Raw genomic sequence first — 15,399 nt, forward strand, 5'->3', positions numbered from 1 at the left:
CTGGATTTTAGGCGGCATCGCCCTAGGGCTGATCGTCGGCGCGCTGATGAAGATATTCGGCAAGAAGAAAGACGATTAATGCGGTGTTCCCCCTCTGCATTCCTGTCTCTTATACACAACTCGGCATCTTACTGTTTTTTATGGGAATTATTTCAAGCGCATCAATAGGGCGCTCGGAAAAATTCTCTTTAAAATCAGCCTGCTATGTTTCTCAAATTACGGCCATTTGACCGCAACTTGAGATGTGTATAAGAGACAGGAATGCAGAGGGGGAAGCCGTTAAATGCGGCTCAGGCAGTCCAACGCTACCGCTTTGAAACTGTCAAAATTGTCACTGCCCAGCAGGCGGGTCATCGAACGTTCGCGCACAAAGGTGACGAACAGATCGTAGATCGCCATCGCTTCCTCGTAATCGCTTTTGCTGATCGCCAGCAAGAAAATGACGTGTGCCACCTCGCCTTCTCCCCATGGAATACCTTGTGGCGCCAGTAGCGTGACCACCACGGTCTTTTTCGCCAACAGCCCCAGAGAGTGCGGCAGAGCAATCCCCTCCCCCAGCAGGGTAGAAACGATCGCCTCCCGCTCAACGACCGAAGGGTAAAAATCGCTGCCCACATAGCCTTCCTGCTCCAACTGAGCGCAAACTTTGCTAAACAGCTGCTCCTGCGTTAGCGGCTCGTTGACGATCATAAAGTGGCTGGCATCAAAGAATTTTTCCAACATGTACGGTTTGGTGCGATCGACCAGTACCAGCTTGCCCAACTGCTCTAGCTGATACTCCGTTGGGAACGGCGACATCACCACGACCGGCTTGTTCTTCTCGCTGATGCGCGCATTGGAAATGATAAAATCTTCGTCGATACTGGCGAGAATTTCGTAATCACGCAGCGAAACGATGCGCGTCACCACCAGCTGCGGATACTTGCGCGCAATCTGCGCCTGGATCATCCGCACCGTGGAGTTACCGGTATCGCACACCAGCATCACCTGCGGATGGCGCTCATAGCCAATGTTGTAGTGCCGCTCCAGGCCGACGCCAATATGCAGCACCAGGTAGCCGATTTCGTTCTCGCTCAGGGTATAAGGCGTGTGTTTGCCCCAGCTCGAAACTGCCGCCAGCGTCACATCATAGGCCATCGGATAATGCTGCTTGATGTTGGCCAACAGCGGGTTCGGGATATTGATCTGGTATTTCACCCGGGTGATCATGGTTTTGATATGGGTGAGTAGATCGGCCCGCAGCTGCTTGTCGTTCTGCAGGTTGTAGTTATAGTGCGAGTTGATGTAGGACAGGATGTAATCCACCAGCGCCTCTTCATCATCGGCGTTGATTTTGGTCGGCTGTACCTCCTGCACCCTTCTGGCAGCTATGTTGACCCGCAAATAGGCCTCTTCCGCTGCCGCAATCTCTTTACCCGCGGCCTTGCTCAGTTCACCTGCCAGCCAGGTTGACGCTTTACGCACCGCATCATCACCGTCTTCCACGTCAAAATCCTGCAGCGGATAGCCGTCCGTGATGCGCCGCAGCGCCACGGCACAGTAGAAAATCAGGTATTGCTCACCCTCATCGGTCAGACGAATGGCATATTGCGACAGCAACGGGTGCAGCAGCCCGGCAAAGGTCAGTACCTGCGGCTGATGAAGGATGTCATTGTTCAGCAATGGGTTTTCCGCATCCGCCAGATGCAGTTGAAACAGCAGATCGGTCAGGCAGGAGCGGATCGCCATTTCCGCACCAAACAGCTTCATACCGTAGCGCGGCTTGGTCTCGATGGTTAACTGATAATGCGCCAGGCGCTCCCTCACCTCAGCCATGTCGTTTTGCAGCGTACCCCGGCTGACAAACCATTCATCGGCCAGATCTTCGAGCTTCATCGAGAAGGCTGAGGTCAAAAAGCGAATCAACAGATAATGCACCCGCTCCTGCGCGCTGCGCGGCGTGGCGTGCTGTTTACGTTCCCGATGCTGGAGTGCGCTAAACCGGGCCTGATCATCAACCTGCAGGCGATATCCTGCCCCGCGGCTGTGGACAAACTGCGCACCATAACTCTCCAGAATATCGTTCAGCGCGGTGATATCTGCGCGTACCGTGCGGGTAGACACGGCAAAACGCTTTGCCAGCTCGTCCTGCGGCAAGGTTTCGGACTGCAAAGCATCGAACAACGATGCCAAACGTGGGTAGGGAAATCTCACCATTCTCTTTCCGTTATGAACGTGCCCGCCTGAGGGGGTCAGGCGGGCAACTGGTTACTTCGCAGCTGGCAAGAACACCATTTGTGAAGGGCTGCCCACCGGGGTGTAGCCTTCAACAAAACTGAGCTTGCCGCTGAGCTGGTCTACGCTAAAGCGGGTTACGTTATCGCTACGCTGGTTCATGGCATACAGATAGCGGCCACTCGGATCCAAAGTGATGGTGCGCGGATAATCGCCTCGCGTCCAGGTCTCTGCCACCGGTTTCAGTTCGCCCTCGCCGCTTACGCTGAACTGCGCAATGCTGTTGTGCAGACGGTTAGCGACATACAGATTTTTACCATCCGCAGCCAAGGCAATGCCAGCGGCAAAGCTGGTACCCTTATAATCGGCAGGCAGAGTTGAAACTGCATGTAATTGTTTCAGTGTCCCCTTTTGGCTATCAAAGCGGTAGCTGGTAAGTGTAGATGCTTCCTCGTTGATTAGTAGGACAATTTTTCCATTTGGGTGAAATATGAAGTGGCGCGGGCCAGCTCCAGCGGAAGAGGCGGCGATCCACGGCGGATCGTTCGGCGTCAGCTTGCCGCTGGCGGCATCGAAACGCCATTGGTAGATGCGATCCAGCCCCAGATCGGTAGAGAACACAAACTTGCCGCTCGGATCGCTGGCGATCATATGCGCATGTGGGCCATTGTGATCGCTGATGGCAAAGCTGCCTTCCACTGCGGCGGCAGGTTTGGCCGCGCCGGCAGGGCCAACATCTTGTTGCACAGAACTGGCTGGCCCCAATTTACCTTCGCTGTCCACCGGGAACGCCGCAACGCTGCCGCTGACATAGTTGGCCACCAGCAGATGACGACCATCCGGCGTCAGAGAAAGGTAAACCGGCCCCGCGCCTTGTGAATCCACCTGATTAAGCGGCGTCAGGCTACCGTCCTGTGGGTTGATGCGATAGGCGACAATGCCCCCGTGCTGGGTGCCATTAAAATCTGCCACTTCGCTGGCAACGTACAGCGTCTTTCCTTTGGCATCGGTGACCAACTGGGCCGGATTAGGTAGGCTGCTGACCAGCGTCTTGGCGCTCAGTGCCCCGGTTTTCGCATCCACCTGCATGCGATAAACCCCTTCACCGTTCGGGTTATAGGTACCAATATAGGCAAAATGAGACGGCGTGGGTTTCATTGCATCCTCAGCATGTAACGCCGGGCTGGCGATAGCCAACAACGCCAGGGACAGCGCGCTCCACAGCGGAGCGATTCGTAATTTCGAAGCCTGCCAGTTTCGCATAGTTATCCTTTTGACCGATAGATAGGGACAAAAAGATGCCCCTCACCCTAGCCCTCTCCCGAAGGGAGAGGGGACCGAACGTGCCACAACTTAACTCCAGTATCCAACCGCCACACCTAACTACAACACCGTACCAACCCCCCTCAAGATGGTTAAACAAGCCACAGACTCACTCCTGCACCTGATAACAGCTCCGGACAGCTCCCTCTCCCAAAGGGGACCGAACGTGCCACAACTTAACCTCAGTATCCAACCGCCACACCTAACTACAACACCGTACCAACTCCCCTCAAGATCGTTAAACAAGCCACAGACTAACTCCTGCACCTGATAACAGCTCCGGACAGCTCCCTCTCCCTGTGGGAGAGGGTTGGGGTGAGGGGCAACGGATTTACCCTACCAGCCGCTTGGTGATCTCCAGCAGAGTTTTGACATCTTGCGGGCGAGTATCGCCACTGGTGGAATCAATGATGGAGCTGTAGATATGCGGGATCACCTGCTTAACACCGGCTTTCAACGCAATCTCCAGGATCGGTTCGAAGTTTTCCAGATCGATACCCCCGGTCGGTTCCAGCATAAAGTCATGCTCGGCACAGGCTTTCGCCACGTACTCATATTCGTCCTGATGCTTCAGGCCACCCATCGGGAAATACTTAATCGAGCTACCGCCCATGTCCTTCAACAGTGCAATGGCAGTCTCTACCGGCACGATGCCATCCGCTGCCTGAGCGCTCAGCGGCCCGGTAGAAATCTTCACCCAGCCCACACGGCCGGTCGGAGAAACCAGGCCGTTCACGACGGTTTGGTTTTGCTTCAGCAATGCACGGCTGGCACCGACGCCGGTGAATACCTGGTTAACATGCTGGGGTTGGACTTGCTCGGAGATCAGGCTGACCATATTCGACTGCTTGGGATCGCCAGCCCCCAGGCCCACGGAAAGCGCGTTCTCGATCAGGCGTGCATAACGTGACATATCCGCCACGGCACTCTCAACGTCTGGATAGTTTTTGGAAAGAACGCCCACCAGCACGTGCCCCTGCGCCGCATTATAGATGTCCTGCGCGTTGGCTTTTGAGCCAGCCAGCACGTTGAGGCAAACACGGTCTTTATAGTAATTAGGCTTAAGCTTCATGCTTGGTTCTCCGTAAACAGATTTTTAATACAGGTAAAGACGGTCATCAGCTGCTGCTCGTTCACGCTGCGGACATCCACCTCAATCTTGCCTTCGTTGGCCTTGTAGCCACGGAAATAGATGGCGATATCACCGGTTTTCAGCCGCTGGACGATTTCCACAGTCGACATCCCCAACACCGCTTCATCAAAGGTAATTTCAACGCGGGCAATATCGCGCCCTGCGCTGTCCCAGACGGTTTTGGCGCTGATGCCATTCAGGGTATTCAGTTGGCTGATAAACGGCGTCATGCGCTCTACCATTTGCGCACCAGTGGTTTTCTCCGACGTCAGGTAGCTTTCAATAGCCTGCGTCAGGCCAAGGATGCCCTCTTTGCCCACTTTCATCGCCCGGCCAATACCGCCTGACTGCTGCTTCACCCACTCTACGTATTGCTTCTTGCCGATCACCAGCCCGCTGGTGGGCCCTTCGATGGCCTTGGCACCGCTGTAGATCACCAGGTCGGCCCCCATCTGGTAGTAACACATCAAATCTTCTTCAGCAGCGGCATCGACGATCAGCGGCAGGTTATGCTTACGTGCCACCACGGCTGCCTGTTCGACGGAGAGAATGCTTTTCTGCACGCAGTGGTGAGACTTGACGTACAGGATGGCGGCAGTCTGCGGGGTGATGCTGGCTTCGATCTGTTCAGGGGAGCATTCGTTGGCATAACCCGCTTCCACCACCTTACCGCCGCCAAGGGCGACCATGGTATCCACCGGCGCACCAAAGTTGACGTTATGGCCACGCGGCAACACGATCTCGCGCGGCTCGTTCACCGTAGCGGAATGCAGGTTGACCAACAGGTTGGCGTTGTCCTTGACGATCACCGCCGCCACCGACTGGGCAATACCGGCAGAGGCGCAGGAAACAATCACCGCGTCTTCCACATTCAGCAGGCCAGCAATATAGGCGCCGGTCTTGTTGACCAGATCCTTGATTTCAAAGTAATGATTCAGGCCGTAATCCACGGCGTCAATCACCTCCTGGCGTGGCGTAGAAACGCCGAGAATGGTCATGCGACCGGAAGTATTGATCACCTGCTTTAAGTTATATTTTTCATAGACTGAAGACATGAGCGGCTTTTCCTTGATCGGTTAATAGGACTTCTCCGGCCACCACGGCAGCCAGCGGTACCAACAGTTGTTCGCCATTCACGGACTCCCCTTCGGAGTCGGCAAACACCTGCGGCCCCTGGCGAAGATCAAAAATGGTCAGGTCGGCATCAAAGCCGGGTTTCAGCTGCCCCTTGGTAGTCAGGCGCAACGCCGCAGCGGCATTTTCCGTTACGCAGCCAATGACCTGCGCCAGAGAAAGCCCAACGGTAAAGAATTTGGACATCACCGTCGCCAGGCTGTGCACTGGGCCAGCCAGACGGTTGCGGCAGTAGATATCGGAACTGATGGTGTGCGGGAAGATCCCCAGCGCGATAGCCTGGCGGGCAACCTCAAAGCTGAAGCTGGCCGAACCGTGACCCACATCAAGCAGCACCCCACGTTTTAACGCACGTTGGATCGACTCGCGCAGCGTACCGGCCGGGGTCAGAATGCGGTTCGGTTTGCCGTTGTAGCAGTGGGTAATGATGTCGCCCTGGGTCAGCAGATCGGCGATCTCGTCCAGATCCGGCGGGTTGTTGCCAATATGCACCATCAGCGGCAGTTGCTGGTTTTCCTGTTGGATCTCTTTAGCCAATACCAACGGTTTGGTGCCGTTCTGGCCCACGACGCTGCTGCTCATACGCGCCTTGATACCAATGATAAATCCCGGCTTGCCATCGATGGCCTGTTTGACCTGCTGCTTATTGATATCCGCCATATCGGCCAGTTCATTCTGCCTTAGCAAACCAATGCGCGAGATATTGAGGAAGGCAAAGACGTTGGTTTTGGCGCTGCGCGTCAGGGCATAGAATTCATCGATATCGTCGGTGCCGGTGCTGCCAGCATCCACCACCGAGGTGACGCCACTGCTCACGCCCACCAGATCCGGGTCGTCATGATAAATCGGTGAAGAGGGATAACAGTGTACGTGAGAGTCGATCCAGCCAGCGCTCAGGCGGTAGTTCCCCGCCAGATCCAGTTGTTTGTGGGCACTGGCATCAGCCGCCAACTGCCCGACGACGGCAATCTTACCCGCCTCAATAGCCACATCGGCCAGTGTGTCGTCCACCAGCCTGGCGCGCCGGATGATTAGGTCATACATACTTCGCTACTCCTTGCCAAGCCCTGGGTGGTTAACCCAGGGCTTGGGACTTGATTAAGAAATGGCTACCGGGAAGAATGCCCCCAAGATCATGGCCCCCAGGATCGCGCCGCCGGTGATCGGCTTGCCCCAGATGTAGAACAACAGCGCGCCCAGCAGGGATCCCAGACCGATCGGGATCGAAGCGGCCATGGCAGACAGGATGATCAACGGCCCAAGGAAACGCCCGGAAGAGTTACCCGCCCCCATCATCACGTCCGCCCCATAGGTGGAGTTGCTCTGATTGATGGTAAATTTACGCGCCAGGATAATCAGGTAACCAATCGCCAAGCCAATGACCAGGCCAGTAACCAGCGAGGCAGCAAAGTTGGCTACCGGGAAAACAATCCCCGCGCCCAGCAACAGCGCAGGAACACCCAGGCCAACCCCGGTCTGGATCGCCCCGCCAATATCCAGGATCCCTACCAGAGAACCTTCGATAATACGGGCGAACAGGAAGCTGGCACCGAACGCCGCCACCGCACCGTAAACCCCGGTGTCCATCCCGGCACGCAGCATGGAAACGAAAGCCACTTCGTTAAACGCGCCGATGCCATACAGGTAATACATGTGTGTCCCGGCGAACACGCCGGACGAGAGCAGGCCAACAAAAATCGGGAACGACCAGTCGGCATACCAGAAGCCTTTGTCTGCTTGTGCTTCCATCATTCAGCTCCTTATTTTCCGCTCAGGGTGTTATGAATGGCATCCAGCCAGCCAGGCACGCCCAGGCTGAAGGATTCGAGAACTTTCATATCAAAGCCGCGGAAGAAGCCGCTCAGCACGAACAGCAGCACAATCGCCACCATCATGATCTTGGTGACTTTATTCCAGCCGCTTTCTTCAACGCCCTTGCCAATCAGGATACCCAGCACCAGACCCGGTACGGCGTTACCCATGATCAACTGCGCCAGACCACCGAAGATGGTGCCCCAGAAGCCAGAACGTTTGCCCGCTTCAATCGCCGCCAGCCAGAAAATCACCGGCATGACGGTGTTCACCAGCAGGTTGGCCGCGGGAACCAAGACTTTGATGGCCGTAACCTGCAAGGCCGCAGGCACTGCCGAAGCGGTGGTGTTAAGGAAGGCCACGACCAAAATGCCGATGATCCCACACGCGATAGCCATCTTTTTTGGATCGTGCATGGTTTCCGCAACGTTGCGGTTTTTGATCATCAGGGCTGCCGCGCCCCAGTTAGGAATAATGCGATGGTCAACGTCCTGCGTAAAGGCCCCCGCCGCCACAGAAGACGCCCAGGCGTTGAAGAAGAAGCCCAGACCAAATGAGAAATGAGAAGCCGGATCGCCTTCGCAGGAGTTCAGCTCACCCAAGGTACGGAATGCTCCCATACCCTGCGTCGTCGGTGCGTGGAACATACGTGCGGCACCGGCCCCTACACCGACGCCAACCAGCCCGCCGATAATAATCGACTTAAATAAGATGATTAAAAACATCAGAATATCCTTCTTATGTCATGCCCAGTGGATCCCAAGACGCAGCCATAGCGGCTATAGCTTGAAACACGACGGATATAACGTTTTTATTTCTGGGTGAAGACCACCTTTTCGGTATTGATGATCGTCACGTTCACGGTTATTTCTAATGAAACGGCATAGCTTTTTCTTTCACGCGCCAGGAAGAAGAAAAGAAATTTTTCTTTGGTGGTTCTCTCTTCCGCCTTTAATATTTTGACATCCTGCGGCTCGATGCGCAGCAGAACATTATTGGTGGATTTTAAAATCACGCCCTGTACATTAGCTAATGCACCGGCAAAGGCTTTAGCTTTACTATCGCCTTTGCCCTCCACGTTAACCGAGGTGGTATAAGTTTCTTTCATTACGGATTGCCGTATTTTTTGACATACGCTTCCACTAGCCGCTGGCCTAATTCTTCTTTATCCATAAAGCCAAAGCCTAATACGTTGCAGCCTTCGTTAATTGCCGTCACGCCTTCTTCGATAGAACGCATACCATATCTGGATTTATAGCCATATTTGGTTTGTGCGGTGATCGCCCCAGCGCCGCCGCTGCCGCAGAAGGAAATACCCAGTTGCGCATTCTCTGCTTTCATCACGTCACCCAGTTTCATATCTGCCGCCATACCAGGGATCACAATCACCTTGGCACCTGCATTTTCAACGCCTTGGCCCACTTTCTGGCCTTTACCCAGCCGATCGCCGATCACTACGGTAATTTGTCCCATGGGGTTTTTCTCCTGAATAATTTTAATGAATCAAACGTTATTGGTCGTTATCTTTAGCCACTTCAAAATGAACCGAAAGCAGATACGCCTCTTCAATCGGTAGCGTGGCAAACTTATTTACCACTCGCTCTGCCAGTTGCATCGATCCGGCAGAAATTTCATCAAACAGTGATTTATCAACTTCCGGCAAGGGCTCACCCGTTATTGAGCGCAACACCATTGCACGGATATGGGATTCCAACATTTGTTGTTGTACCGCATTGGTGTAAATATTCTCTTCACCCAACATGGCCGTAATATCGGCCAACAGTTGAGTGGTAATCGTTGCGGCCTCACTGATGTCAGTCTGTTCCCTGTTACTTACCGAAGCAGTTCCGTCATTCACTTTGCAGTCACCTCTGGATCCAGCTATTTATCCGTTAACGGTAAAGCGCTTTACCTTTACCCGCTTTCTTTGATGTCTTTACCCTAACTCTTGGGGCATTGCTTGTGTAGCGCGTTTTTTTCCAGTTCGAACTGGAAATTAAGTGACGCCAGGGGATCCATTTCGCAAAATCGGGGGTTTTTACGCTAAGTAAATGAGATTGCAAAAAGAGTTTGCAACGCAGAGTTGCCAGTTGGTGTCGCGGCGCAAAAAACTTCGTGATCGAGATCTCTTTCTTTTCCGGCCCTAACAGCCTACTATCAGTAGGACAAACCGACATTTTTCACACCCCCGCTCCCAAAGGTGCGGGGGTGTTGCTTTTGTGTTGTTTTCCGAATTTATGGCGCAGAAAGGGCGCCCTTTGATTGGACTGGAGAGTGGAATGACCAAACCAACCATTACCATTAATGAGCTGGATGCGGAACGCCTGGATGCGCTACTGGCACAGCCAGCCTTTGCCAATACTGACGTCGCCGCCGCGCTGAACGCTGAACTGGATCGCGCTGACATTGTGCCGGCATCGCAGATCCCTGCACACGTCGTCACCATGAACAGCCGCGTACGTTTTCGCGATCTGCATACTTCAGAAGAACATGTGCGCACGCTGGTTTACCCTGCCTCTCTCAAAGACAGCGCTGAACAGCTGTCGGTGATGGCACCTCTGGGTGCAGCACTGCTGGGAATGCACGTGGGTAAACAGATCAATTGGCAGTTGCCAAACGGCGAAGAAGCCCGCATTGAAGTGTTGGAATTGCTGTATCAACCTGAGGCTGCGGGCGAGTATCACCGCTAAGTCAGGTTTCCGGGCGGCCATTCAGCCGCCCTGTTTGCGCCTTTACAGGCAAATCGCAATCAGCACTACCACCAGCAGCAACACGTAAATTCTGGCGTGTAACCTGTCATCTACGCAGGGCAACACCCGTTTGGCAAACACGATCCCCGCGATACCCGCCACCAGCAGTAACCCCAAAATCAACAGATTCACATAGCCGAAATAGTGCGGCCCGCTCACCTTCCCCATGCCGAGATAGCTATACAAAACCGTCGCCACCACCGCGACCGGGATCGATAGCGGATTGGCCGCACTGACGCAGTGCTTCATGTCATAACCCTGACGGCGCAACAGTGGAACGGTCATCACGCTGCCCCCCACCCCCAGCATAGCGGCAATCACGCCAATTAATGGCCCACCGACCCACACCGTCGTCCTGGATAACGCCGTCTTGGCGGGTTTGGTCAGAAATCCTTTGCGCAGCAGACAGTCGGCAATGGTCATCACCATATAGAGAATAAACAGCCCGCGAATGGTGGTGTCTGCAAGCTGCATCGCGGCAAAGGCACCGATGACCGCCCCCGCGCCGATATAAAAGATCAGCGGAGTGATGGTTTCACGCAGGATATTGCCACTGCGCCACTGGGTAACGCTGGCATAGCTGGCGTTTAAAATCATGACCGCCGCCGAGGTGGCCACGGCAATATGCATCGCCTGATCGGCATGATTACCGGAGGCGGAAACCACATGATAGACAAAAGGCACCACCACAAAGCCACCGCCAAAACCGAACAGAATGGTGGTCATGCCGGTCAAAAAGCCGGTAAACAGCACCAGTAAAATATCAGCCATCACCCTGCAACTCCTCGCTGTCATTGGTCAGCTAGCAGGATAGGCGGCCACCTTATGGCTTGCACACTATCATCGGTCAACTATCATAGCGTTTCGGCCAAAATGATAAGGTAGGCTATGCGCAATATCTCCATTGATTCCCTCGACCACACGCCAAGATCGGTAATTGCCATTGGCACCGACTATCCACCGGACTATCTGCTGCCCTTGCATAGCCACCGGCGTGCGCAGCTACTGTATGGTGCCACCGGCGTGATGCAGGTATTTACCCAGCAGGGAAATTGGGTGGTGCCACCGCAGCGCGCCGTATGGATCCCGCCGCAGGTCGCACATGAAGTCAGGATGATGGGAGTGAGCACTCGCAGCCTGTATATCGAGCCGGACGCGCTGATCGCGCCCATCGCCGAGGTCTGCCAAGTGGTGAGCGTAACCCCGCTGATGCGTCAGTTGCTGATGGCCGCCGTTGATATGCCGCTGGTGTATCAACAGGAAGGACGGGATGGAGCCTTGGTAGCGCTGCTGCTGCATGAGATTGCCCAGATGCAGGCATTACCGCTGCATATTCCCCTGCCGGAAGATCCCCGGCTCAGCGCTCTGTGCCAGGCCTTTTTACGCCAGCCAGACGCCCACGCGCCACCAGGGCTTTGGGCCGCCAGCCTGTATATGAGCCTGCGCACCTTTAGCCGCTTCTTCCGCAAGCAGACCGGGATGTCGTTTTCGCGGTGGCGTCAACGAGCCTGTGTGGTATTGGCGCTGGCACGCCTGGCGGCGGGCAACAGCGTTACCCAGGTAGCAATCGAGTTAGGCTATGAGAGCAGTGCGGCCTTTTCGGCGATGTTCCGCCGGGTGTTAGGGTTGGCACCGTCTTCTTATCTGGGGTGATAGCAATGACCGCCATCGGCGGTCACCGAGGATATTCTGACGTTTAGCGGAATTTTTTATGATTGGCATCACGGGTTTGCTTGAAGTCCTGCGCCACTTTGCGCGCGTCCTCCAGCTTGCCCTGATTCGCCAGCGCCATTGACTGATCGATCTGCCCGATCAACGTCGCCAGCCCTTGACGAAACTCCTTCATCTCCGGGCTGTCTGGCGCTTTACTTTCCAACTTTGGCGGTGTGCCTTTCTGGGCATCCGTGGCGGCAGCGCGCATATTCTGCAGGCTCTGCTTGAAGGTATCGGTAGAGTCGGTGTTTAGTACGGTTTTGTAATTGGCGGCCAGGGTATCCATGTCATCAGCCAGATTGGCCGCCATCGCCCACGAACTGGCTCCCAGCAGCGTCAGTGCTGCCAATACTTTCAATGTCTTCTTCATGCTCACCTTCCAGTTATTGTTTTAGTTAACCCGTTATAAACATAGGCATGGAAAGGTAAAACCGATACCTGATATTTGTAAGGAAGGTTGAAACGGGGAGTTGGGAGGAGCCGAGATACCCCTCACCCTAACCCTCTCCCAAAGGGAGAGGGGACCGATCGAGTTGAGCTGAAAGTATCATGATTCTTCATAAGCACCAGTTGACTCACCTTGGACGAGGGGGCGTTCGATGTTGATGATATAGCCTCTTTACTTCCCAAAAAAACAGAGGCTAACAGCTCCCTCTCCCTGTGGTCATGAGCACCGGCTGACTCACCTTGGACGAGGGGGCGATCGATGTTGCTGATATAGCCTCTTTACTTCCAAAAAGCAGAGGCTAACAGCTCCCTCTCCCTGTGGTCATGAGCACCGGCTGATTCACCTTGGATGAGGGGGCGATCGAGGTTGTTGATATTGCCTCTTTACTTCCAAAAGAGCAGGGGCTAACAGCTCCCTCTCCCTGTGGGAGAGGGTTGGGGTGAGGGGAATTACTGCCCTGCGATCTTCATTTCCGGCAGCAGCACGGAACCGCACTGGATATTGCTGCGCAGCTCGATATCGCTGCCGATGCTGACGATATTGCGCAGCATATCTTTCAGATTGCCAGCAATGGTGATCTCGCTGACTGGATACTGGATCTCACCGTTTTCTACCCAGAAGCCAGAAGCCCCACGTGAGTAATCGCCGGTAATCCCGCTGACGCCCTGCCCCATCAGTTCGGTGACCACCAGACCGGTGCCCAACTGTTTGAGCATGCCCGCAAAGTCATCGCCCTGACCGGCAATGCGCCAGTTATGGATCCCGCCCGCGTGGCCGGTGCTATGCAGCCCCAGTTTACGCGCGGCGTAGCTGGTCAGCAGCCAGGTTTCCAGCACGCCGTCTTTGACGATGTCACGGCGCTGGGTGCGTACGCCTTCGCTGTCGAACGGCGTAGAGGCCAACCCTTTCAGCAAGTGCGGATGTTCTTCAATGGTCATCCACTCCGGCAGGATCTGTTTACCCAACGAATCCAGCAGGAAGGTAGATTTGCGATAGACGCTGCTGCCGCTGATAGCCCCGACCAGGTGGCCAAACAGACCAGTAGCCACTTCTGAGGCGAACAGCACCGGCGCTTTCATGGTTGACAGCTTGCGTGGGGAAAGACGCGCCAGCGTACGGCGGGCACATTCCTGACCAACCCACTCAGGGCTGGCCATATCACCCATCGCCCGGCCAATGGTGTAGGCGTAATCCCGTTCCATATCACCATCATGCTCGGCAATCACACAGCTGGAGAGCGAGTGACGGCTGGAGCAATAGCTCTGCAGCATGCCGTGGCTGTTGCCGAAGACCTTGATACCGTAATGGCTGTTGAAGCTGCCGCCTTCGGTATTGGTAATCCGCTTGTCGGCCGCCAGCGAAGCCTGCTCGGCCCAGGCTGCCAGCTCGATACCGCGTTCGGCATCCAGCTCGGTGGGGTGGAACAGGTCCAGATCCGGCGCATCAAACGCCAGCAGATCTTTTTCCGCCGGGCCAGCGTGGGGATCTGGTGAAGTGTAACGAGCGATATCCAGCGCCGCCTGCACGGTGCGGGCAATGGCATCCGGATTAAGATCGGTGGAAGAGGCACTGCCTTTACGGTTTTGATAATAGACGGTAATGCCTAACGCACCGTCGCTATTGAATTCGACGTTCTCCACTTCGCCGAAGCGGGTGCTGACGCTGATACCGGTGGTTTTGCTCACGGCAACTTCTGCCGCATCGGAACCGGCGCGTGCCAGCTCCAGTGCCTGTGAAACGGCTTGTTCCAGCGCTTTGCGCTGCTCTGCAACTTGGGTGACTACTTTCATCAATCGGCCATACTTAATCAGAAAATCGTTGAGAAAAGTGCCGTGTCGGCATGGTTTTGCGCGCAATAACGCGCCAAAATAATTTCAGGCTGCGCCCGCTGGCCACAGCCCGATGTACTTTTGAGTCTAACAGGAACCGCGTGGAATTTCGCATAAAGCCGGCAACCTGTTAGGATTAGCCTCTTTTTAACGGAGCCTACCATGAACAAACAGCCTGAAGACTGGCTCGACGAAGTCCCGGAGAACGAAAACGAGGACGATGACGAGATTATCTGGGTCAGTAAAAGTGAAATTAAACGTGATGCCGAAGCGCTGAAAGACCTGGGAACCGAACTGGTTGAACTGGGTAAAAACGCCTTGGAACGCATCCCGCTGGATGAAGATCTGCGTGCCGCCATCGAACTGGCGCAGAAGATCAAGAAAGAAGGCCGCCGCCGCCAGATCCAACTGATCGGCAAAATGCTGCGTGCTCGCGATGTCGAACCGATCCAGACTGCACTCGACAAGCTGAAGAACCGCCATAACCAACAGGTTTCGCTGTTCCACAAGCTGGAAGCGCTGCGCGATCGCTTGGTAGCAGAGGGTGATGACGCGATCCCGTCCGTGCTGGATCTGTATCCACAGGCCGATCGCCAACAGTTGCGCGCCCTGATACGTAACGCACAGAAAGAGCAGGCCGCTAACAAGCCGCCAAAATCATTCCGCCAAATCTTCCAGTACTTACGAGAGCTGGCAGAGGCACAACAGTGATCGTCAGCGGCATCGCTGCGGGATGGACCCCGTTCATCCCCGCTGATGCGTCGCTGTGCTGCTCGTTTCACGGATATTGAACCGCAGGTTGCCCTCCAGCTCTTCCTCCGCTTCTTCAAACAACAGAATAATGGCACCAAAGCGGCGTTTGCTGCGGGCGTTGAGATTGAGAAATTCAATCTCGACCGGCAGGCTGATGTCGCCGGTCACCACGTCCCACAGCGCGTCCAGGTTGGCGCCAAATCCTTCACCCAGTGCAAACCGCTCGGCAAAGTGGCGATAGAACGCTGGCAAGTCCGCGATCTGGTTAAAATCGAACTCTATTTTTCCCAT

Annotated in this window: 17 protein-coding genes; 3 read left to right on the forward strand and 14 right to left on the reverse strand. The window is 55.0% G+C overall.

What is annotated here, in order from left to right:
• Positions 1 to 279 precede the first annotated feature (279 nt).
• The 10 genes from D9980_RS17210 to D9980_RS17255 all read right to left on the reverse strand — a co-directional run bounded on the left by D9980_RS17210 (position 280) and on the right by D9980_RS17255 (position 9,473).
• Entirely contained in the window at positions 280 to 2,196 is a 1,917-nt protein-coding gene (locus tag D9980_RS17210; protein ID WP_121607940.1) for a transcription antiterminator, read from the reverse strand.
• Positions 2,197 to 2,247: 51 nt separating this feature from the next.
• Positions 2,248 to 3,477: a lactonase family protein gene (locus D9980_RS17215; RefSeq protein ID WP_121607941.1), complete on the reverse strand. Its 1,230-nt coding sequence runs from the start codon at positions 3,475 to 3,477 to the stop codon at positions 2,248 to 2,250.
• A gap of 391 nt (positions 3,478 to 3,868) precedes the next feature.
• A complete protein-coding gene (locus D9980_RS17220; protein ID WP_121607942.1) occupies positions 3,869 to 4,609 on the reverse strand; it encodes a KDGP aldolase family protein in 741 nt (246 codons plus the stop codon).
• Positions 4,606 to 5,724 carry a DgaE family pyridoxal phosphate-dependent ammonia lyase gene (locus tag D9980_RS17225; RefSeq protein ID WP_121607943.1) on the reverse strand — a complete coding sequence of 373 codons (1,119 nt, stop codon included), beginning with the start codon at positions 5,722 to 5,724 and terminating at the stop codon, positions 4,606 to 4,608. Before D9980_RS17225 ends, D9980_RS17220 begins: the two co-directional genes overlap by 4 nt.
• Positions 5,708 to 6,847 (reverse strand): amidohydrolase/deacetylase family metallohydrolase, encoded by a 1,140-nt coding sequence (locus D9980_RS17230; RefSeq protein WP_121607944.1) that lies wholly within the window; start codon positions 6,845 to 6,847, stop codon positions 5,708 to 5,710. The genes D9980_RS17225 and D9980_RS17230 overlap by 17 nt, the downstream gene beginning before the upstream one ends.
• Positions 6,848 to 6,901: 54 nt before the next feature.
• On the reverse strand, positions 6,902 to 7,552 hold the full coding sequence (locus D9980_RS17235; protein ID WP_024483730.1) for a DUF4310 family protein: 651 nt from the start codon (positions 7,550 to 7,552) through the stop codon (positions 6,902 to 6,904).
• 11 nt (positions 7,553 to 7,563) lie between these two features.
• Positions 7,564 to 8,340 carry a DUF4311 domain-containing protein gene (locus D9980_RS17240; protein WP_021180718.1) on the reverse strand — a complete coding sequence of 259 codons (777 nt, stop codon included), beginning with the start codon at positions 8,338 to 8,340 and terminating at the stop codon, positions 7,564 to 7,566.
• 86 nt (positions 8,341 to 8,426) lie between these two features.
• A complete protein-coding gene (locus tag D9980_RS17245; RefSeq protein ID WP_024483731.1) occupies positions 8,427 to 8,723 on the reverse strand; it encodes a DUF4312 family protein in 297 nt (98 codons plus the stop codon).
• The gene (locus D9980_RS17250; RefSeq protein WP_021180720.1) at positions 8,723 to 9,088 is read right to left on the reverse strand and encodes a glycine-rich SFCGS family protein; all 366 of its coding nucleotides are present in this window, start codon (positions 9,086 to 9,088) and stop codon (positions 8,723 to 8,725) included. Before D9980_RS17250 ends, D9980_RS17245 begins: the two co-directional genes overlap by 1 nt.
• 37 nt (positions 9,089 to 9,125) lie before the next feature.
• Positions 9,126 to 9,473, reverse strand: a complete 348-nt coding sequence (locus tag D9980_RS17255) for a glycine dehydrogenase (RefSeq protein ID WP_024483732.1) — start codon at positions 9,471 to 9,473, stop codon at positions 9,126 to 9,128.
• Positions 9,474 to 9,894: 421 nt separating this feature from the next.
• Between D9980_RS17255 and rnk the strand changes: the two genes are divergently transcribed.
• A complete protein-coding gene (gene rnk, locus D9980_RS17260; protein WP_021180723.1) occupies positions 9,895 to 10,305 on the forward strand; it encodes a nucleoside diphosphate kinase regulator in 411 nt (136 codons plus the stop codon).
• Between the two features lie 42 nt (positions 10,306 to 10,347).
• Here rnk and D9980_RS17265 read toward each other — a convergent pair whose 3' ends face one another.
• A complete protein-coding gene (locus D9980_RS17265) occupies positions 10,348 to 11,136 on the reverse strand; it encodes a sulfite exporter TauE/SafE family protein (protein ID WP_121607945.1) in 789 nt (262 codons plus the stop codon).
• Between the two features lie 117 nt (positions 11,137 to 11,253).
• Here D9980_RS17265 and D9980_RS17270 point away from each other — a divergent pair, with 117 nt between their 5' ends.
• Positions 11,254 to 12,018: a helix-turn-helix domain-containing protein gene (locus D9980_RS17270; protein ID WP_121607946.1), complete on the forward strand. Its 765-nt coding sequence runs from the start codon at positions 11,254 to 11,256 to the stop codon at positions 12,016 to 12,018.
• Positions 12,019 to 12,061: 43 nt separating this feature from the next.
• Here D9980_RS17270 and cybC read toward each other — a convergent pair whose 3' ends face one another.
• Both cybC and pmbA read right to left on the reverse strand, forming a co-directional pair.
• Positions 12,062 to 12,448, reverse strand: a complete 387-nt coding sequence (gene cybC, locus D9980_RS17275; RefSeq protein WP_024527933.1) for a cytochrome b562 — start codon at positions 12,446 to 12,448, stop codon at positions 12,062 to 12,064.
• Between the two features lie 527 nt (positions 12,449 to 12,975).
• Positions 12,976 to 14,316 (reverse strand): metalloprotease PmbA, encoded by a 1,341-nt coding sequence (gene pmbA, locus D9980_RS17280; RefSeq protein WP_121607947.1) that lies wholly within the window; start codon positions 14,314 to 14,316, stop codon positions 12,976 to 12,978.
• A gap of 201 nt (positions 14,317 to 14,517) precedes the next feature.
• On the opposite strand from pmbA, the gene yjgA reads away from it, so the two are divergent.
• Entirely contained in the window at positions 14,518 to 15,066 is a 549-nt protein-coding gene (gene yjgA / locus D9980_RS17285) for a ribosome biogenesis factor YjgA (RefSeq protein ID WP_021180727.1), read from the forward strand.
• Between the two features lie 33 nt (positions 15,067 to 15,099).
• Here yjgA and D9980_RS17290 read toward each other — a convergent pair whose 3' ends face one another.
• Positions 15,100 to 15,399, reverse strand: a complete 300-nt coding sequence (locus D9980_RS17290; protein ID WP_021180728.1) for a barstar family protein — start codon at positions 15,397 to 15,399, stop codon at positions 15,100 to 15,102.

The organism is Serratia sp. 3ACOL1, assembly GCF_003668775.1.
Taxonomy (GTDB): domain Bacteria; phylum Pseudomonadota; class Gammaproteobacteria; order Enterobacterales; family Enterobacteriaceae; genus Chania; species Chania fonticola.